This window comes from Indibacter alkaliphilus LW1, assembly GCF_000295935.2.
In the GTDB taxonomy this organism is placed as follows: domain Bacteria; phylum Bacteroidota; class Bacteroidia; order Cytophagales; family Cyclobacteriaceae; genus Indibacter; species Indibacter alkaliphilus.
On record NZ_ALWO02000032.1, the window covers coordinates 122,864 to 140,926 of the forward strand.

Below are 18,063 nucleotides of genomic sequence, written 5' to 3' on the forward strand. Positions count from 1 at the left end.
AACAGGAAATTTTTTTTAATCAAATAACCGTACTTCTTCAGCAAGTATCTTTTCTCCTAATTGGGCAAGGCTCGTATTACAGAGATGGGATTTTATGTCCTCTTTGATGCCTTTCCAAAAATTGTGGACAGGACAAGGCTTTTCTACACCACAGCCAGGGAAACCTAAAAGACAATTGTCAAAGTAATCCTCTCCTTCCAAAGCCAAGACAATGTCTATAAGCATTATCTGATCTGATGGTTTGGCCAATGCAATCCCTCCTGAAGGTCCCCTATAAGAGTACAATATGCCTTTATTGGTCAACTCTCTAAATATCTTAGTTAGAAAATGAAAGGAAAGATTCAATTCTTTTGTTATTTCCCCAATACTGACATATTCTCCTGTACTTGGATTACTCACCATATACAATAGAGCCCTTATGCCGTACTTACTCGTTTGGGATAATACTTTCATACTTTTTAATTAAGACTTTTAACTCTGAAATTAAAGTATTTTTTTCTTGACAATCAAATTTTAAGAGAAAGTTTTTAAGCCCAAAACCCAACTACCACTACCACCAGCAATCCTATAAGGACAGTTGCAAACTTCCAGAAGAAATGGGCCTTACGCAATTCCATAAATACAAAGGCAACCAGGAAGAATTTAACAGCAGCTAAACCCATCACCAGCCAAGTCAAATAATTTACAACTCCAAGATTGAAAACACCAAGAAATGCAGAGACTTGGGTCATCCCAATCAAAATGAAGAGTATTAATAAATTTTTCTTTTCCATCTTAGAATATCAGGTATAAGGAAGGGAATAATAAAAGCCAGATCAAATCACACATGTGCCAAAAAGCGGCCCCAGATTCCAAATCTGTCACCTGAAGAGATCTGGGTCTGGTTTTTATCTGCCACCAACTGAATACCAAAATCACCAGACCTACCAAAACATGCGCAAGGTGGAATCCGGTCATTAGCCAATAAAAGGTAAAGAACATGTTATCCCCCATGTATAGGTCGCCTGTCAATTTTTCAACATATTCATAGCTTTTCAATCCTACAAAAAGCAACCCGCCCAACATGGTCCAAACCAAGTATTTTTTAGCTGATTCAATAGCCCCTGATTTAAGTTTCAGGACAGTATTGGCCATAAAATACCCACTGACCAATAAAATTAAGGTATTCAAGGTTCCGATAGAAGTATTTAATTGAATCCTGGATTGATGGAATAGTTCGGGCTCTAATTTGCCATAATAAACCAAGCCTCCGATCCCCAATCCGAAGGTGATCAGCTCCAATATGATGATTATCCATAACAGGATGCCACCCGGAGGGTAAAAGATATCCTTATGATCTATATTCTGGGCTTTTATTTCCATTCCAACAGTCTTTTTTCTCCATCTATATGCTTGATATCTGTGATATCCTGTGACATTTCTATGACCCCACGGTAATTTTTATCCGCATCCCGTACAGCGAAATACCGGATATAGATCAACCTGCCTTTAAAATTGATCCAAAAAGAAGCTTCATTTTGCGTGCCCTTTCTGAATTCCTCCAGTATTCTCAGGACAGTATCCACACTTTTGGGCGGGTGACAGAACCTGACTTCCCTACCAATAATTCCTGCACTTCTTGGAAAGGTCCGTTCCTCTCCTCTATTGTAAAAAATCACTTTGTCATTTTCATCCACATATGTAATATCCAAAGGCATCGTACGAAGTAATAGGTTGACCTGTTCTACCGTCATATAGCCTTCATCATAATGCTGACTTTCAGCCTTAGCAAAACTTAAATCTCTTTGTGTAAAATCTTCTGATGGGTGCACATAGGCCTGTTCAGGATAAGCAGCAGGCTTTTCTGATAGCATCCACCCTATCTCCTCCTCTCCTTTCCGCATTTGATGCCAGTCTTCTTCTTTAAGTATTTTCAGGGAATTGGGGAATAGAACTGTCTCCTCCACCAGCATGAGCCTTCGGATATTATTGCTTAAATGATGGAAATTCTCATAGACTCCACGGATATCCCTGGCTTCCACTTTTTCCCTGACAAACTTGAAAATACTGCGAATGGTGTCATGAAAAGACCACATATTTTGGGAAGGTCCGTTCCAACCACTTTTTTCAAGAAAGGAGAAAAGTTGGTTTTCTTTGCGTTCAAAACGCCTTTCAATTGTTTGAAGTTTATTAAAGAGGTTGTAGAATACCTGATAATCATTTTCAATATCGCACTGTTCCAATTCATCAATCAGCTGATGAATCATGGCAGTTTCCTGCAAATAAGTATGGATGGGGTGACCCTTAGGAAGGTCTATTTCTTGTTCGTAAGTGTTCATTTTACTGGTGTTTTATTCTTTCATATAGTTTCACCAAAGAACTGAGCAGTTCTACAGGTGTCGTCAGAATCTGGTAATGGTTTTGTCCAAACATCTGGGGCAGGTAATATTTGGCCTGAGCTTCTATCGCAAGAGCGTAGGAGTTTATCTGGTGTTCGTTAAGTTCCCGTAGCGCCTGCTTGATGTCCTGAATGCCGTATTTCCCTTCATATCGGTCATAATCGTTGGGCTTGCCATCTGATATCAGGATTACCCATTTGTTTTTGGTCTTCCGTTGATCTAGCCTGGCACCGGCATGACGCAGTGCAGCCCCAATTCTGGTATAGCCTTGAGGTTCGACCGCCCCAATTCTTTGTTTGCCTAAATTCCAGCTTTCGTCAAATTCCTTAAGGGTAAGGTACGTGGAGTAATTTCTGGTTTTGGAATAAAAACTATCAATGGAAAAATCGATATTAAATTCATTCAAAATCTCTCCGAAAAGAATGGAGACTTCTTTTTCCACGTCAATCACCCGATTATTGGCAGCATAACCATCGCTGGATAAACTCACGTCCAAAAGAAGTAATATGGAAAGGTCCTTCTCTTTTTTCCTTTTGGAGAGATAAATATTTTCAGCAGGAGTTTTCCGGGCATGTACATCTGTAAATAAATCCGTCAAAGCATCTATATCAAACTCATCCCCTTGATTCTGCCTGCGCTGCTGCTGCATTTTGTTGTTGACGGAAGTAAGTATTTTACGTAAACCCAACAAGGTATTTGCATGCTTGGAAATGGTATTTCGGTAATAGTCCAAATCAGTTTTCACCAAAGTTTGGGGATACACTTTACAAAAATCAGGTTTATAAATCCGCTTTTTAAAATCCCATTCATCATAAAGCAAATGGAAGCCTTTTTCATCCCGCTCAGCACTTTCAGAGACGGTAGTATTTTCTACAAATTCTGCCTGATAAACCGAATGCGCAGGGTCATCCACCCTGACAGTAAATTTCATGCTCAACTCTTCCAATGCATCCTGATGGTCTTCCAAATCGTCTTTGCCATCAAAATCCCGCCAAACCCCATTGGATTCTTCAGCCGTTTCCACCTTTTCAAAGTTGTGCAGTAAAACATAGTCTTCCTGCTGTTTTTTATCGATGGTGAGGTTTTTGACTTCCTCCACCGCTTTTGCCATTAATGTGGTTGTTGGGTTTTCTTCTTTGCCCTTTTTGGTTCGATCGTCAAAATTCTGAAGGGGATCATCTTCCTCAGCCAAAGGGTCAACATACATCCATTTTCCATAAAGTAAACTCAAATCCGCTTGCTCTCCGGACTTGGCCTTGGACTCAAAATGGTTTTTTAATTTATCATGCAGTTGCACAGCAATCCTAAACTCTTCAGCTAACTTTTCCATGACGGCAGGAGCCGTCTGTTCGGCCATCTGACGGGAAAGGATCAGATCGTCCGTTTCCTTAGTCCAATTATAGCCTAAGTCTTGTTGTGCACTCAGGTAAAGTGTTCTAAAAAAATAGAAATAGAGGTTTTCTTCCCAAGTGGGAAACTCGGCAAAAGAAATTGGAAGGAAGAAATTATTATTTTTAAAACCTCCCTCTGCTTCAGCAGGATAAATGTCAATTGCTTTCCCGGTAATGGCCCTGGCCAAAAAAGTCAATCTTGGCCGGATTACTTCCAAATCCACCTTCTGGTGCATTTCCAATTCGGCTTTCAGTCGACTTTTTTTAAAATACCGAACCAACCTGCCATATACCCATTCATCTATATCCAGTCCCATTTTCTGATTTATTTCTATTTAGTTCAATTTTATCCCGAATCACTTCTCTCTTATGGTTTGCGCTAAAGCTCTGGTTTGAAAATATTTCGCTGAAGGCATATTTCAACTTTATTTCACGAAGTGTATTTCAATAATCAATACCCAAGATCACTTTCAGCCAGTATCCATAAATATCAATCAGTATCCACCAATATCTATTTCCATATATTTCGCGAAGCATATTTCCATTATATTTCTACAATATCCCGAATCGCTTCGCTCTCGGGATCTCCGTTTCACTCCGATTTCGCACAGCATATTTCTATTATATATCAACCCTATTCCAATATCATATCATTAAATCCACCAAATCCTTCATAGACTCAATGGTCTGTGTATCATCGCTCAGGGGTTCCACAATAGCTACATGACAGGCCAACCTTTTTGGAAGTCCGGATTGAATCAATTTAGCCGCATCCACCAACAAGCGGGTAGAAACCGTTTCTGTCAAACCCAATTCGGTAAGATTCCGGATTTTACCACCTATAGCCACCAGCTTTTTGGCAATATCCTGCTCCACTCCAGTTTCGTTGACAAGGATTTCTGTCTCAATTTTTGCTGTTGGATAACCAAAGCTCAGAGCCACAAATCGTTGCCGTGTGGAAGGTTTCAGCTCTTTGAAACCTCTTTGGTAACCTGGATTGAAGGAAGCAATCAACATGAAGTTTTTATGGGCTTTGACCGTCTCTCCGAGTTTATCAATGAACAATTCCCTTCTGTGATCTGTCAGCGAGTGGATAGCCACTATCACATCGGGCCGAGCCTCCGCCACCTCATCCAGGTAAAGGATTGCCCCTTCCCTGACTGCTGTGGTCAATGGGCCATCAATCCATATCGTTTCAGCTCCTTTGATGATAAACCTACCTATCAAATCCGTAGAGGATGTTTCTTCATGGCAGGAAATAGTGATCAGTTTTTGACCGGTGGTGTGTGCCATATATTCCACAAATCGGGATTTTCCACTTCCTGTTGGCCCTTTTAGCAGCAAAGGCATGCGGTTTTGGAAGGTTTGTAAAAAAACCTCAGACTCCTGATGTGTCTGATGATAATAAGGTGCTTCGATGACCATAATGTTGAGTTTTGAGTTTTGAAAGCCGGGCTGCCAGAAGAGGCAACCCAGCTAAATCCAGGAATCGGCAAATCTGATAAAGAAACAAACCGATGGCCTATTTTCCTGTTTGAGAATTCAAATGAAGGCTTTAACTAACCAAAACAGCTTCTTCATTTTTGGTTAGTGCTTCATCAGTAGGCCTACCATATTTGATAAATTCATAAATATAGATTCCGATTCCGGTTGCAAACATGGTAGCACAAAGCAGCATCACCACAAAGTGGATTTTGACTTCTTCCTGAGCCACCATAAAATCCATGCTGAGTCTTCTTTCCAGATAGACTTGTACTACACCTGCAACTCCAAGTGCTACCACCATCCCGAGCATACCGATATTTGACAGCCAGAAAGCAAGATGTCCGTTGGTTTTGTCATGTCGTTTTCTGCCGGTGATATTAGGCATGGCATAACTGATGATGGCCAATACAATCATCACATAAGCACCCCAGAAAGCATAATGCCCATGCATAGCCGTTACCAAAGTACCGTGGGTGTAGAGATTGGTCTGTGGAAGTGTATGGGCAAAGCCCAGCAACCCTGCACCGATAAAAGAAACAATAGCCGCTCCGATAGTCCAGAAAAGGGCTATTTTGTTGGGGTGGTTTTTCTCACCTTTGCGGTACATATAGACTGCAAACAATGCCATGGCCAAGAATGCAAGTGGCTCCAAGGCAGAGAATACTCCCCCTACGATTAACCAGATTTTATTCACTCCTATATAGTAATAGTGGTGACCTGTACCTAGGATCCCTGATAGGAAGGTCAAACCAACGATCACATAAAGCCATTTTTCAATGACTTCTCTATCTACCCCTGTCAATTTGATCAGAAGGAAGGCTAATATTCCGCCCATGATCAATTCCCAAACTCCTTCTACCCAAAGATGAACTACCCACCATCTAAAAAAGGAGTCGGTCACCTGTGAATCAAACCAGATCATTCCAGGGAGATACAAAAGCGCAGCAAATACCAGCCCCATGGTCATGACTAAAGCTGTGGTGGTCTGTCTTTTCCCTTTAAACAAAGTAGCTAAGATTATTCCCAAAAACAGCAGTACATTGATGACCACCAGATAATCCAGTTCTCGGGGGATTTCCAAAAACTTTCTTCCTTCCCAGATATTAAAGTGGTAGCCTGTGATGGCAGCCACCCCAACCACAGCCAGAGAAATCAACTGCACGTATGCTAGTTTTACACTGACGAGTTCCCTTTGTGCTTCTTCCGGAATGATGTAATATGCTGCACCCATAAATCCGGTCAGCAACCAAACAACCAATAAATTGGTATGAACCGCCCTCGCGGTATTGAAGGGAATCCAGTCATGGAGTCCATCCATGCCGATTCTGGCAAATCCCATGATAAATCCATAGACGATCTGTAGAGCGAAGAGCAGCATACATAAGGCAAAAAACCAGTAGGCTACCTGTTGTGATTTATATTTCATGTGTTTGTTTTTTTGTTTACAATGGTCATAACCTGCCCCGATAATCGGGGTGGAATCTCGCATGACAGCATTTTGTCTCTAAAAGAGATTTTTGACATGCTCGATTTCATAGTTCTAGTCTTTTATTTTGTCTTTTGCCAATGGTGAAACAATCCTCTCAAAGCCATTGAGGTCGATCTCCCCAATCCACTTGAGGTATTCAACCATGGCTTCTGCATCTTCGTCGTTCATTTCGTAAGCAACCATTTTCCTTCCGTTGGGTGCCCAAGGTATCGGGGATTGAAGGATAGCCTTTACCATTGGGGCTCCTTTTCTATCGATGACTTTGGTAAGCTCAGGAGCATAGTAGCCCCCTTCTCCCAGAATAGCGTGGCAACCCATGCAATTATTGGTTTCCCAAATGTGCTTGCCTTTAATTACCTGTTCGGTAATGTTCTGATGATTGGACTGGTCATTGCTAGGAGCCATGGAATAAATGGTCAATCCGATAAATATCAGAAAGGTCACCACCGTACCACCCAGAAAGAATGTCCTTGCCTGTGATTTTGATAGCATATATAACCGGGTTTAAATATTTTAGTATTAAAAGACCTTTTTATCTTTTATTGAAGCGAAGGTACAACCAGAATTGAAAAATCAAATAGGATTTTGAAAAAAAATTACCAAATTGAAAAAAACCTGATGTAGATCAGGTTTAGACTTGGCGCAGGTCAGAAAAAAAAGCTTCAACAAAAGTTTACTTGCATCTTCAAATTATGGAAGTCAATTGTAAAGTATGTATAACTTCTTCTTGCCTTGTGAAAAATTGTAGCGATGCATGGCTGGAGAAATTATCCCTTGCCAAAAACTCCCCTATTTACCCCAAAGGGCAGTTTATTTTTATGGAAGGGAGTTTGGTGATGGGTGCTTATTTTATCTTGAAAGGAAAAGTCAAAGTCATCAGTTCCAGCTTGGACGGAAAAGAACATACAGTTCGATTGGCCCGTGAAGGCCATATGCTGGGGCATACCGCCATAGGTATGGAAAAATACAGTATTGGCGCTGTTACCCTGACAGATTCTCAGGTTTGCTTTATTGATAATCAAACTTTGCAGGCTGCATTTATGGAGAATCCCAAATTCACTTTTGAGGTGATGCGCTTTTATTCAAGAGAGTTAAGAAAAAGTGAAATCAGAACTAAATGTCTTGCCTTGATGAACAATGAAGAGAAGGTAATTTTAGGTTTATTGTACATAGCTGACAATTACTTACCCGATCCAAATGATAATCAGGTAGAGATCAATCTCAGCAGACAGGAAATTGCCCAGATCATAGGTACCAATTCCGAACAGGTCAGCAGGGTTCTTTCTTCTCTCAAAAAAGATGGCCTGATAGAAACCCATGAAAGGGCAATTTTGCTCTGTGATATCCGAAAACTGAAAGAAGTTATCAGCCACTATGCTTTTGCAACACAATATTAAACCCAAACCTGCGATTTCGCAGATATTTTTCTGCCAAAATAGTTAAATCGGATTGACTCCAATCATGAGCTTTCTATAGCTTATCTATTTTCTTTGTAGTGACAAAAAGCCTAATCGCCTTTTGAAGTCAACGAAGTAAATCCATGAAATTAAAAAATACGAAACCATGAACTACAAAAACATTCGCCCAATTAAAGGATATTTCTATCCTTTACTCTTTATATTAGCTTTAGCTTTTACAGCCTGCACCCAAAGCCAGTCTAGGAACACAGGTGCCAAAAGCTACACAAAGGATTACAGCAAAACCAAAGTATTCGGAGAAATGGTAGCAGAACTGACTGCACCTCCCCATGTACCTCCACCTGTTGGAAACAGACCAGCCATGAAACTCTACATGGAAATGGAAATAACCGAAGAAGAAATGGAAATGGCCGACGGGGTATCCTACCTTTTCTGGACCTTTGGCGGTACAGTGCCAGGCTCATTTATCCGCGCCAGAGTGGGTGACGAAGTAGAATTCAAAATCAAGAACCACCCTGACAATAAACTGCCACACAACATTGACCTTCACGCGGTGACAGGTCAGGGAGGTGGCGCCGAAGCTTCATTTGTTGCACCAGGCCATGAAAAAACCTTCTCTTTCAAATTGATCAACCCTGGGCTTTATGTATATCACTGTGCTACAGCTCCAGTGGGCATGCACATCGCCAACGGAATGTATGGACTGATTCTCGTAGAACCAGAAGGCGGTTTACCTCCAGTAGACAAAGAGTTCTATGTGATGCAAGGAGACTTTTATACTGAAGGTAGATTTGGAGAACCTGGTTTACAGCCTTTCGACATGCAAAAAGCTTACGACGAAAGACCTGATTATGTGGTATTCAACGGTAGCGTCAATGGGCTCAGCGGAGAAAATGCACTCCAAGCAAAAGCAGGTGAAACCATCAGGATCTTCTTTGGAAACGGTGGCCCTAACCTGGCTTCTTCCTTCCACGTCATCGGAGAAATTTTCGATAAAGTCTATGTAGACGGTGGTGATCAGATCAATTCCAATGTAGGTACTACTTTGGTCCCGGCAGGTGGAGCTGCGATCCTGGAATTCAAAGCTGATGTACCCTCTAACCTTGTCCTCGTAGATCACTCCATTTTCAGGGCATTCAACAAAGGTGCTTTGGGAATCTTAAGTGTAACTGGTGAAGAAAATGAAAAAATCTTTGCCGGAGAAATCATGGAAGGCATCTATCTCCCTGAAGGCAGTACCATTCAAAAAATGCCCAAAGATGGCAATGTTGTAAGCCCTCCTGTAACCATGACCAAAAGTGAGCTGATCGATACAGGAAAGAAAATCTACATGCAGGCCTGCTTTGCCTGTCACCAAGCCAATGGTGAAGGGGTAGCTAATGCCTTCCCTCCCCTAGCCAATGCCGACTACCTGAATGCTGATGTCAATCGCTCTATAGATGTATTACTTCATGGGCTTTCCGGTGAAATCACAGTAAACGGAAAAAAATACAACAGCATCATGCCTTCCCAGCAGCTCAAGGATGAAGAGGTGGCAGCAGTATTGACTTATGTGTACAACAGCTGGGGAAATAACGGTTCCGAAGTCACCCCTGAAATGGTGAACAAAAGAAGAAAGAAATGAGAAAGTTAATCTTACTGATGGCAGGCTTTTTTCTAATCAGCAATGCCTCAGCCCAAACAATTCAAATGGCTCTGATAGAAGGGGGGAATTATACCCCCCTCTACGGAGTGGGTGAACAATCAGAAACTTCTGTAGGGGACTTCTATTTGGACAAACTCCCAGTCACTTATGCGGATTTTCAGGAATTTGTCCGAAAGCATCCCAAATGGCAAAAATCCAATGTCACCAAGTTATTTGCCGACAGCAGGTATTTATCCAATTGGGAAAATGACCTGAAAGCGCCCGCTAACTTGATGGACAAACCCATCACCATGGTATCTTGGTTTGCTGCCAAAGCCTACTGCGAATGCCAGGGAAAAAGACTTCCTACAGTGGATGAATGGGAATATGCTGCCATGGCCTCAACTTCCAAAAGAGATGCCCGCTCAGACAGCCTCTATAATGTATCCATACTCAGAAGCTATGAACAACCCAAAACCTACATGAAAACTGTAGGGAACTCAGAATCAAATTACTGGGGTGTCCAAGACATGCATGGCATGGTCTGGGAATGGACTCAGGACTTCAACTCCATCATCCTGACCGGAGAATCCAGAAACAACGGCAACACCGATGCAGGGCTCTTTTGCGCCGCAGGTGCCATCGGTGCCAAAGACATGATGAACTATGCGGCATTTATGCGCTTCGCCATGCGCTCCAGCCTGAAGGCCAATTTCTCCCTAACAACCCTGGGGTTCAGATGTGCCAAAGATGCTGGGCCACAAAATCAACTCACATTTAAATAAAACGATCATGCGTTACTTCAGCCTTATCCTTCTATCTTTTTTCCTTTTCTCTTGTCAGGAAAATACCCAAATAGAACAATCTGAAAATATGGAAGATACCATGGATGACCTCTCTATTTATCAGCTTCCTTCTGAATGGAATACCCAGGACGGGCAGACCATCGAGTTCAAAGACCTCAAAGGGAAGCCATTGGTCGTAGTGATGATCTATACGGCCTGTAGAACAGCCTGTCCTAGATTGGTAGCCGATATGCGCATGATCGAGGAAAGAGTTTCATCCAAAAAAATGAGAGATATCCAATACGTGATGGTCAGTATTGACCCTATCAATGATACCCCTGAAAAACTGAAGCAATTTGCAAAGGACAACCAGATGGAAGGCCCGGAATGGCTTTTCCTACAAGGCACCGAAGATGGCGTCAGGGACTTTGCTAATATCATGGCCGTCAAGTACAAGCAAATCAATCCCATAGATTTTTCCCACTCCAACATCATCTCTGTTTTTGACCGCCGAGGGGTAATGAAGTACCAAAAAGAAGGGCTTGGATTGGTTGGCGAAGAGATTGTAAATAAGATTGTGGCTGTGGCTAAAAACTAACCACTCTTCGAAATTTGCAATTTGGAGGTACAGATAAAAGAAATTTCCAATTCCATTCAACCTTAAACTGAATTCAGGATTGCAAATCCTATTCATCAAGAGTTCGGGATTGCAAATCCCGAAAAGATTGGCAAATCCCCAACAACTACCCTACTTCCAAAATTCATCTTCCCATACTTCGCAGGAAGTGGCTTTGCCATGGTGTTGGGCGATGATTGTAAGCTGATCTGCTGTTGCTGTGTCCTGAATTTCATTGAATAAGACCCTTTCTTCGAATCTGATATGGGCTTCCAATTGCCTTTCCAATTGATTGAGGTGATCATAATCCGACTTTGAAGCATTAAAAAGATCTTTCAGGATTTGATGTTCCTCGAGTGCTTGTCTTACCATTTCGTGATCATTACCCAGCACGGGAAAAACGAACCGCTCCTCTTCCTGAAAATGCGGCACCAAGTGTTCCTTCCAGAACCAGTTGCAATACTTTTTGATTCTTTTTTCCTCTACTCCCATTTTTATACCCTGTCGGATCTTAAAACAAAGTAACAATCCCTGATGATGGTCTTTACTGAGTCCGTGCAGGCTTTGGTGACGTTTAATGGGTTGGTGCTTGGTCATTTTTTGAAATCTAAGATGGTTTAAAACATGACATAAGGCAATTTGCCTATTTTTGCATCCATGAAAAAGAAAAAGCTGAAAAAGTCCTTACAAAAAGCCCGATACATTGTATATAAGGAAACAAGGCACAATCCTACAGACAATGCATGGTCTTTTTTTGGTGGCTTTTTAGGTTTAAGTACTATAGGCATCCTTCAAGGACTCTTCCACACTGATGACAATTCGGATATTTTATTTTTGATTGGAGCATTTGGAGCCACCTCAGTCATATTATTCGGCAATCCTCACGGTCCATTTGCTCAACCCAGAAATTTATTCTTGGGAAGCTTAATCTCGGCAGTTATTGGAGTTACAGTTTATAAGTTTTTTTACATTGAATCCATGATCTGGTTTTCACCGGCATTGTCTGTTTCATTGGCTATTCTGGCCATGCAATACACCAAAACTTTACATCCTCCTGGGGGTGCCATTGCACTAATTGCAAATATCGGTTCGGATGAAATCAAATCAATGGGATACTTTTATGTCATCAACCCGATCCTGACCGGTATCATCATTCTTTTTGTAATGGCCATTTTATTCAATAATTTATCCAAAAACAGGGTTTATCCATACAGAGATGAAGAAATCCGGCCTTTAAAATATGGAGAGAAAGTCTATTTTTGGAAAAAGGAAACCAAACAGACTGAATTTTAAGCAAATGGCTAATACCTCTGAACTTCAAAATCTACTTCAAAAAATTCAGGCAGGGGAATTTCAGGATATGACCAATTCAATACAAAAAGAATTAAACTTGACATACCTTCCTGACAACAACCCCACAGCCAATCTTTGTCTTAGAGAAGTGGCAGAGATTCGGGATGAATACCGAACCCATTTTTCAAGCCTGGATCTTGCATTTTACCTTTTAGGAATTGATTTTGAAGAGAAAGTTAAGAATGGTATTAATTCAGCTATTCCAAAGTCAACCGAGAAATTTTGGGAAAGTATCAGAATTGGTTCCGGGAAAACTTGAATCATTATCCTCGCTCCTCGAAATTTGAAATTTCGAGTACAGATAAAAGGGATTTTTAATTCCAATCTACCCTAAACCGGAAATAAGGATTTCAAATCCTATTTATCTAGGTTCGGGATTGCAAATCCCGAATAGCTGGCAGCTGAGTAGCCCTAACTTCCGGTATCTATTTTAAAATATAACGTACTGAAATACTTCCATCTATAAAACTCCCTCCCCAATGGTTGAAATAAAAGTAAGGAATGAGGTCTATCCCGAGCGTAATTGGAATATCCCTAAATTTATATTCCAATCCTCCAATCCCCAGTAATCCCACTGCCGTAAACCCACCTGTACGATAGCGGGTATAGAAGGGATAACACCTTGGATTATTCGGATCTTGACAATTACCAGGGCCTCTATACCCATAATAATAGTAATACCTATCGTAATGACCTACCCTTGGCACCAAGTCCATAAACCCATGAAAGCTCCGGCACTCCCAATGCTCCGGATTGATGCATCTGATACATCCCTGATAGGGAAACTCCATGCCATCGAGAACCAACAACTAATTCCAAAGCACCTCTCGAACTGGTAAAATGTTTCAAAGAAACTCCTGAAGTAAATCCACCTCTTAATCCAATAGCTGTAGTATATCCGGAAGCACCTGCCACACCACCTTTTGAATTACCTGAGGTTCTTGAACTTGTACTTCCCCTACCATAATTAGAAGAATTATTTTGAGATGTTCTGCCTTGATTTTCGCTGAGCAAGGAGGAACTGATATAACCAGTTTTGCCTCTATATTCTACTCTTTTCCAGGAACCTTCATTGCTGACTACTCTCACCTGTTCATTATAACCCACTGTACTGACCACACTGTGTTCAGTACCTGTACCATTTCTTAAGTTTGCCCCAACAGTAGAGCTATCGTACATGGATTGAGCCATAGAAACGGAAACAAAAAAGAAGCATACAATGAAACTTAAGAGAAATAATTTACCCCAGATGAAGGATTTTATAGAAGTGAAAACACTCTTTTTTTTAAAAAAAATGATAAGATCAACCACATAAATTAGTTATTATTTACTCATCCAAAAATCAATTTTTATGCCAAACAAAATGAATTCTTCTTCATTGATCTGCAATCAAAAGATCATCAGTGAACTTAGCTAATACCAGATTTTAACGAAACCTTATTCAGTTTAATTTCAAATTACTGTTTTTCAAAACCTTAAACCTTATTTTGTATATATTTAAGTATAATCAAAAGAAACTAGCGAGATGGAAAAAACATGTTCAAACTGCAACCACTGGGAGCCAAATGCACCCGTGGTAGCCAAAAGAAAAAACTATGGCGAATGCAATAAATTGAGTCATATTGAATCAAAAATGGATCCTGATTACATCATTCCAGTCTTGAATGATGGCAAACCAATGGACCCCAACACCAAAGCCATTGAGTTTATAACCGGAGCCAACTTTGGATGCAATCAGTTTGCCAGTGCTTAATGGATTAATCTTGTCTCCATATTCTATCCATGAATTTGGAGCCACCATTTTCCTGGTTATTCTTTATTTTAATAATTCACAATCAAAGGCTTATTGATGCATAAAAATGCATTATCTCTGTTGATTTTCCGTAATTTTTCTCTTCCCAGTTCAGACCCAATCTTAAAAATACAGTAAATACAAAAAATATTTTTTTATTTTCGAACCTGCTTACCTAATTAAGTATCCTAACAATCACCCCCAATCATCTCAATGAAAGGAATGCGATTAATACTAATTTGTTTAATGCTGTTGGCTTTTAACCTTAGCTTGGCCCAAGAAGCAGCCCCAGAGGTATTCAATATAGTTGAGATCGAAGGTGTTCGTGTGTTCGGTAAATCCGTTGACCATCAAACCCGCTGTGTCCATTGGCACTCGGCATTGGATGTTATTGCGATCAAATTCAAATGCTGCGATAAATATTACCCCTGTTTTTCCTGTCATGAGGAGGAAGCAGACCATGAACACCAAGTTTGGCCCAAATCTGAATTTAACCAAAAAGCCATCCTGTGTGGTGTATGCGGACATGAGTTAAGCATCCAGGAATACATGGATGCTGATAACACTTGTCCTAAATGTGAGGCCAGTTTCAATCCAGGTTGTAGCAATCATTACCACTTGTATTTTGATATGCCAGAAAAAAACAAGACCAAATCTTATTTTGGAATTAAGGCTTTTTATAAAAATTCATCTACCCTTTAGAATAATTAAGTTTAACTTGTTCTCTTCAACAAGGTAATCAAGGTAAGAAATACAATTACCGCTCCCAATTGATGTAATACCCCCAAACTCACCGGTATTGCCCAAATCAGGGTTAGCACCCCCAATAAAAACTGAACCCCAACCATTACCAATAGGAAATTGCCCAAGGGAAGAAGTTTAAAGGCATATTTCTTAATCCCCCACCAAAGCCAAATCACTCCAAATACGATCAAATAGGCCAAATAGCGATGAATAAATTGGACTACAATCCCGTTTTCAAAAATTGCAAAACCACCGCTCAATTCAAATGCTGTATTTAAGTCTGAAGGGAACCAAGTTAATCCCATCTTTGGGAATGTATTGAACATTTTACCAGCTTTCAATCCTGCTACAAAAGCTCCGAAAACAATCTGTATACTGAGAAGGGACAAAAGCACAATAGTAGCCCGATTGATTGCCTTTGATGGTACTTTTTTTAAAGGCTTCCATTCTAATGCCACCCAGTATATATATCCTGCCAAAGCCAAAGCCGTAGATAGGTGCGCCGCCAATCTATAATGACTGACATGAGGCTTATCCACCAAGCCACTTTTTACCATATACCATCCCAGCACTCCTTGAAACAACCCTCCTAAGAAAATCAGAAGAACCTGTTTCCGCATCCTAACATCAAAAACATCTTTGATCCAAAAGAAAATAGCAGGAAATAAAAAGACTAAGCCTACTACTCTACCAACCAAGCGATGCAGGTATTCCCAAAAATAAATCTGCTTAAAATCATTTAAGGTAAAATGATAATTATAAGCTTTGAATTCTGGGCTGCCTTGGTATTCTTCAAACTCATGTTGCCATTGCTCAGCAGTCAATGGAGGGATGGCCCCCGTAATGGGTTCCCAGCGGACCATGGATAACCCCGATTGGGTCAATCTGGTAATCCCACCAATTACCACCATTAACAAAACTAAAATAACGCCTGTCATCAGCCAGCTGTGGACGGCAGATCTGTATTTTATTCTGTTCCTAACCTTTCCAGCAGGCATAACAAGTAGCGGTTTCATAGAGGGTCAGGCTTTCTAATTTTACATGGGATGGAAGTTTTGGAACTATCCTATCTTTCATCCATAGCAACATGCGTTCCGCAGTAGGTTCATGCTCCATCCAAAAGATTTTCTGCCACATCTGCTGAAAATCTCTTTTGTGATTTTCAGTGTTTTTTAATACCAGTGTATGATCGAGTTTTTCAATAATCTCCTCCTTCACGATTTTTTTCAGAGCCTTAAAATCCAATAACATGTCTTTCTCAAGTTCTTCTCCTGATACAGTAACATGAAGTACATAGCTATGCCCATGAAGATTGCTACAAGCCCCCTCATAATCGGAAATACTATGGGCAGATTCGAAGGAAAAGATTTTGGTGATGCTAAGCATGTAGGAAATGGTAGTAGGTAAATGACGAATAGAATTAGGCGACAATATTATCCTTTATTACCTCTTCTCATTGCAACTTGAATCATATCGTTTTATGATTTTGGTCATGTTTTTGGCAATTCATTATACCGACATTTGTCGTAACCATCCAAAAAAATTATGGCTACTTGGCTCAAAGAATGGAATCCCGAAGACAATAATTTCTGGGAATCTAACGGTAAAAAAATCGCTTGGCGTACCCTCACGATCACTACTATCGCATTGACCCTGTCGTTTTGTACCTGGTTTATGATGTCCGCTATCGTCACCCGACTACCGGGTATCGGCTTTTCATTCACAGATAACCAACTGTTTTGGCTTGCTGCTCTCCCCGGACTGGCTGCAGGAACTTTAAGGATTGTCCATACATTCCTGATCCCGATCTATGGCAGCAGACATACCATTACAGTAGCTACAATACTTAAACTTGTCCCGGTGATTGGGATTGGTTTGGCAGTGATGAATCCTGGAACACCTTTCTGGGTATTTGTAGTTCTTGCCCTTACGGCAGGATTTGGAGGAGGAGATTTCTCTTCTTTTATGCCATCGACCAATATGTTTTTCCCAGCCAGGTTAAAGGGAACAGCTTTGGGAATTCAGGCAGGCATCGGTAATTTTGGTGTCAGCATAGCCCAGTTCATGACCCCTGTCATGATCGGAGTAGCCTTATATGGAGCACCTCAGCTTTTCCAAAGTGTAGATAAGGCAACAGGAGAAGTGGTTTCAAAAGAGATTTACCTGCAAAGTGGTGCTTTTTGGTATGCTCCTCTTTTGATCATCATGGGTATCATTAGTTGGAAATACCTAAAAAGTATTCCAATCAAAGCCTCTTTCAAAGAACAGTTGGATATTTTTGGAGACAAACATACATGGTATTGTACCATCACCTACTTTATGACCTTTGGTACTTTTGCTGGACTTTCAGCTGCCTTCCCCTTGCTGATGAAGGTACTTTATGGCAGCTTTGACCCCAGCTTGGATCCATTGAAATATGCTTTTTACGGGCCCTTAGTGGGCTCTGCATCCAGAATTCTTTTTGGATTTGTGGCAGATAAAACCGGCGGGGCTGTTTTGACTACTATAACAGGTGTAGGACTCTTAGGCGGAGTGATCGTCTTGCTTTCATTTGGATTGGTCAATCCAACGGGAATGGAGCAGTTTCCACTCTTTGTGGGCACCATGATGGCCTTGTTTTTTTTCACAGGAATCGGAAATGCCTCGACTTTTCGACAATTTCCTATTATATTTAAGCATAACCCTAGACAAGCGGCCGGGGTAATTGGTTGGACAGCGGCAATTGCGGCATATGGCCCATTTATATTCTCCTTGGCCCTTGGTGCCTTTATCGGGAGCACTGGCCATGCAGAAGGCTTCTTCTGGATACTTGCTATCTTCCTGGTCCTCGCGACAGTTATCAACTGGTATTTCTACGATAGAAAAGGAGCTGAGAGACCTTCATAATAAATGCTTTAGGTGTAAAGTGAATTCAAGAAGCCAAATGATGTCCAGAATGTTTGAAAGTAATGGATTCTAGCAATTGATTGATATCGGGGCTTTCGAAAA

General features: G+C 40.9%; 21 protein-coding genes. 9 read left to right on the forward strand and 12 right to left on the reverse strand.

The features are described 5' to 3' along the window. Positions 1–15: 15 nt before the first annotated feature. From A33Q_RS09645 to A33Q_RS09680, 8 genes are all read right to left on the reverse strand, one after another. A complete protein-coding gene (locus A33Q_RS09645; protein ID WP_009034368.1) occupies positions 16–453 on the reverse strand; it encodes an RrF2 family transcriptional regulator in 438 nt (145 codons plus the stop codon). 74 nt (positions 454–527) lie between these two features. Then, positions 528–773: a cytochrome C oxidase subunit IV family protein gene (locus tag A33Q_RS09650; RefSeq protein ID WP_009034369.1), complete on the reverse strand. Its 246-nt coding sequence runs from the start codon at positions 771–773 to the stop codon at positions 528–530. A 1-nt stretch (position 774) separates the two neighbouring features. Then, the gene (locus A33Q_RS09655; RefSeq protein WP_009034370.1) at positions 775–1,362 is read right to left on the reverse strand and encodes a cytochrome c oxidase subunit 3; all 588 of its coding nucleotides are present in this window, start codon (positions 1,360–1,362) and stop codon (positions 775–777) included. After that, positions 1,353–2,318 (reverse strand): DUF438 domain-containing protein, encoded by a 966-nt coding sequence (locus tag A33Q_RS09660; RefSeq protein WP_009034371.1) that lies wholly within the window; start codon positions 2,316–2,318, stop codon positions 1,353–1,355. The genes A33Q_RS09655 and A33Q_RS09660 overlap by 10 nt, the downstream gene beginning before the upstream one ends. A 1-nt stretch (position 2,319) precedes the next feature. After that, on the reverse strand, positions 2,320–4,086 hold the full coding sequence (locus A33Q_RS09665) for a nitric oxide reductase activation protein NorD (protein ID WP_009034372.1): 1,767 nt from the start codon (positions 4,084–4,086) through the stop codon (positions 2,320–2,322). A gap of 328 nt (positions 4,087–4,414) precedes the next feature. Next, positions 4,415–5,194 carry a CbbQ/NirQ/NorQ/GpvN family protein gene (locus A33Q_RS09670; protein WP_009034373.1) on the reverse strand — a complete coding sequence of 260 codons (780 nt, stop codon included), beginning with the start codon at positions 5,192–5,194 and terminating at the stop codon, positions 4,415–4,417. Between the two features lie 130 nt (positions 5,195–5,324). Beyond that, positions 5,325–6,680 (reverse strand): cbb3-type cytochrome c oxidase subunit I, encoded by a 1,356-nt coding sequence (locus A33Q_RS09675; RefSeq protein WP_009034374.1) that lies wholly within the window; start codon positions 6,678–6,680, stop codon positions 5,325–5,327. Between the two features lie 114 nt (positions 6,681–6,794). After that, on the reverse strand, positions 6,795–7,235 hold the full coding sequence (locus tag A33Q_RS09680; RefSeq protein WP_009034375.1) for a c-type cytochrome: 441 nt from the start codon (positions 7,233–7,235) through the stop codon (positions 6,795–6,797). A 242-nt stretch (positions 7,236–7,477) separates the two neighbouring features. Here A33Q_RS09680 and A33Q_RS09685 point away from each other — a divergent pair, with 242 nt between their 5' ends. The 4 genes from A33Q_RS09685 (at position 7,478) to A33Q_RS09700 (ending at position 11,168) form a co-directional block, all read left to right on the forward strand. Beyond that, complete coding sequence (locus tag A33Q_RS09685; protein ID WP_016255031.1) at positions 7,478–8,140, forward strand: Crp/Fnr family transcriptional regulator; 663 nt, start codon at positions 7,478–7,480, stop codon at positions 8,138–8,140. 166 nt (positions 8,141–8,306) lie between these two features. After that, positions 8,307–9,785 carry a copper-containing nitrite reductase gene (nirK, locus tag A33Q_RS09690; RefSeq protein WP_009034377.1) on the forward strand — a complete coding sequence of 493 codons (1,479 nt, stop codon included), beginning with the start codon at positions 8,307–8,309 and terminating at the stop codon, positions 9,783–9,785. Next, positions 9,782–10,570, forward strand: coding sequence for a formylglycine-generating enzyme family protein (locus A33Q_RS09695; RefSeq protein ID WP_009034378.1), 789 nt, complete (start codon positions 9,782–9,784; stop codon positions 10,568–10,570). The genes nirK and A33Q_RS09695 overlap by 4 nt, the downstream gene beginning before the upstream one ends. 7 nt (positions 10,571–10,577) lie before the next feature. Continuing rightward, positions 10,578–11,168: an SCO family protein gene (locus A33Q_RS09700; RefSeq protein WP_009034379.1), complete on the forward strand. Its 591-nt coding sequence runs from the start codon at positions 10,578–10,580 to the stop codon at positions 11,166–11,168. A 150-nt stretch (positions 11,169–11,318) separates the two neighbouring features. Here the strand turns inward: A33Q_RS09700 and A33Q_RS09705 are convergent, their stop codons facing one another. Further along, positions 11,319–11,783 carry a hemerythrin domain-containing protein gene (locus A33Q_RS09705; RefSeq protein ID WP_009034380.1) on the reverse strand — a complete coding sequence of 155 codons (465 nt, stop codon included), beginning with the start codon at positions 11,781–11,783 and terminating at the stop codon, positions 11,319–11,321. Between the two features lie 60 nt (positions 11,784–11,843). Here A33Q_RS09705 and A33Q_RS09710 point away from each other — a divergent pair, with 60 nt between their 5' ends. Together A33Q_RS09710 and A33Q_RS09715 are read left to right on the forward strand one after the other, a co-directional pair. Continuing rightward, positions 11,844–12,479, forward strand: coding sequence for an HPP family protein (locus A33Q_RS09710; RefSeq protein ID WP_040490300.1), 636 nt, complete (start codon positions 11,844–11,846; stop codon positions 12,477–12,479). Between the two features lie 4 nt (positions 12,480–12,483). Continuing rightward, positions 12,484–12,798, forward strand: a complete 315-nt coding sequence (locus A33Q_RS09715) for a hypothetical protein (protein WP_016255034.1) — start codon at positions 12,484–12,486, stop codon at positions 12,796–12,798. A 422-nt stretch (positions 12,799–13,220) separates the two neighbouring features. Here the strand turns inward: A33Q_RS09715 and A33Q_RS09720 are convergent, their stop codons facing one another. Next, positions 13,221–13,718 (reverse strand): SH3 domain-containing protein, encoded by a 498-nt coding sequence (locus A33Q_RS09720; protein ID WP_160169348.1) that lies wholly within the window; start codon positions 13,716–13,718, stop codon positions 13,221–13,223. 346 nt (positions 13,719–14,064) lie between these two features. On the opposite strand from A33Q_RS09720, the gene A33Q_RS09725 reads away from it, so the two are divergent. Then, positions 14,065–14,292 (forward strand): hypothetical protein, encoded by a 228-nt coding sequence (locus A33Q_RS09725; protein ID WP_009034385.1) that lies wholly within the window; start codon positions 14,065–14,067, stop codon positions 14,290–14,292. A 261-nt stretch (positions 14,293–14,553) separates the two neighbouring features. Further along, a complete protein-coding gene (locus A33Q_RS09730) occupies positions 14,554–15,033 on the forward strand; it encodes a CHY zinc finger protein (protein WP_235062790.1) in 480 nt (159 codons plus the stop codon). Between the two features lie 11 nt (positions 15,034–15,044). On the opposite strand, the gene A33Q_RS09735 is transcribed toward A33Q_RS09730, so the two are convergent. Both A33Q_RS09735 and queD read right to left on the reverse strand, forming a co-directional pair. Then, complete coding sequence (locus A33Q_RS09735; protein ID WP_200862456.1) at positions 15,045–16,091, reverse strand: COX15/CtaA family protein; 1,047 nt, start codon at positions 16,089–16,091, stop codon at positions 15,045–15,047. Beyond that, the gene (queD, locus tag A33Q_RS09740) at positions 16,054–16,461 is read right to left on the reverse strand and encodes a 6-carboxytetrahydropterin synthase QueD (RefSeq protein ID WP_009034388.1); all 408 of its coding nucleotides are present in this window, start codon (positions 16,459–16,461) and stop codon (positions 16,054–16,056) included. Before queD ends, A33Q_RS09735 begins: the two co-directional genes overlap by 38 nt. Before the next feature lie 159 nt (positions 16,462–16,620). Between queD and A33Q_RS09745 the strand changes: the two genes are divergently transcribed. Continuing rightward, a complete protein-coding gene (locus tag A33Q_RS09745; protein WP_009034389.1) occupies positions 16,621–17,961 on the forward strand; it encodes an MFS transporter in 1,341 nt (446 codons plus the stop codon). Positions 17,962–18,063 lie beyond the last annotated feature (102 nt).

What these genes read in the sequence shown, in the direction of transcription:
- A33Q_RS09715 (WP_016255034.1), top strand. Translation starts at nt 12,484, where the DNA reads ATGGCTAATACCTCTGAACTTCAAAATCTACTTCAAAAAATTCAGGCA.
- A33Q_RS09670 (WP_009034373.1), bottom strand. Translation starts at nt 5,194, where the DNA reads ATGGTCATCGAAGCACCTTATTATCATCAGACACATCAGGAGTCTGAG.
- A33Q_RS09705 (WP_009034380.1), bottom strand. Translation starts at nt 11,783, where the DNA reads ATGACCAAGCACCAACCCATTAAACGTCACCAAAGCCTGCACGGACTC.
- A33Q_RS09665 (WP_009034372.1), bottom strand. Translation starts at nt 4,086, where the DNA reads ATGGGACTGGATATAGATGAATGGGTATATGGCAGGTTGGTTCGGTAT.
- A33Q_RS09710 (WP_040490300.1), top strand. Translation starts at nt 11,844, where the DNA reads ATGAAAAAGAAAAAGCTGAAAAAGTCCTTACAAAAAGCCCGATACATT.
- A33Q_RS09680 (WP_009034375.1), bottom strand. Translation starts at nt 7,235, where the DNA reads ATGCTATCAAAATCACAGGCAAGGACATTCTTTCTGGGTGGTACGGTG.
- A33Q_RS09735 (WP_200862456.1), bottom strand. Translation starts at nt 16,091, where the DNA reads ATGAAACCGCTACTTGTTATGCCTGCTGGAAAGGTTAGGAACAGAATA.
- A33Q_RS09695 (WP_009034378.1), top strand. Translation starts at nt 9,782, where the DNA reads ATGAGAAAGTTAATCTTACTGATGGCAGGCTTTTTTCTAATCAGCAAT.
- A33Q_RS09730 (WP_235062790.1), top strand. Translation starts at nt 14,554, where the DNA reads ATGCGATTAATACTAATTTGTTTAATGCTGTTGGCTTTTAACCTTAGC.
- A33Q_RS09720 (WP_160169348.1), bottom strand. Translation starts at nt 13,718, where the DNA reads ATGTACGATAGCTCTACTGTTGGGGCAAACTTAAGAAATGGTACAGGT.
- A33Q_RS09650 (WP_009034369.1), bottom strand. Translation starts at nt 773, where the DNA reads ATGGAAAAGAAAAATTTATTAATACTCTTCATTTTGATTGGGATGACC.
- queD (WP_009034388.1), bottom strand. Translation starts at nt 16,461, where the DNA reads ATGCTTAGCATCACCAAAATCTTTTCCTTCGAATCTGCCCATAGTATT.
- nirK (WP_009034377.1), top strand. Translation starts at nt 8,307, where the DNA reads ATGAACTACAAAAACATTCGCCCAATTAAAGGATATTTCTATCCTTTA.
- A33Q_RS09745 (WP_009034389.1), top strand. Translation starts at nt 16,621, where the DNA reads ATGGCTACTTGGCTCAAAGAATGGAATCCCGAAGACAATAATTTCTGG.
- A33Q_RS09675 (WP_009034374.1), bottom strand. Translation starts at nt 6,680, where the DNA reads ATGAAATATAAATCACAACAGGTAGCCTACTGGTTTTTTGCCTTATGT.
- A33Q_RS09655 (WP_009034370.1), bottom strand. Translation starts at nt 1,362, where the DNA reads ATGGAAATAAAAGCCCAGAATATAGATCATAAGGATATCTTTTACCCT.
- A33Q_RS09660 (WP_009034371.1), bottom strand. Translation starts at nt 2,318, where the DNA reads ATGAACACTTACGAACAAGAAATAGACCTTCCTAAGGGTCACCCCATC.
- A33Q_RS09645 (WP_009034368.1), bottom strand. Translation starts at nt 453, where the DNA reads ATGAAAGTATTATCCCAAACGAGTAAGTACGGCATAAGGGCTCTATTG.
- A33Q_RS09725 (WP_009034385.1), top strand. Translation starts at nt 14,065, where the DNA reads ATGGAAAAAACATGTTCAAACTGCAACCACTGGGAGCCAAATGCACCC.
- A33Q_RS09700 (WP_009034379.1), top strand. Translation starts at nt 10,578, where the DNA reads ATGCGTTACTTCAGCCTTATCCTTCTATCTTTTTTCCTTTTCTCTTGT.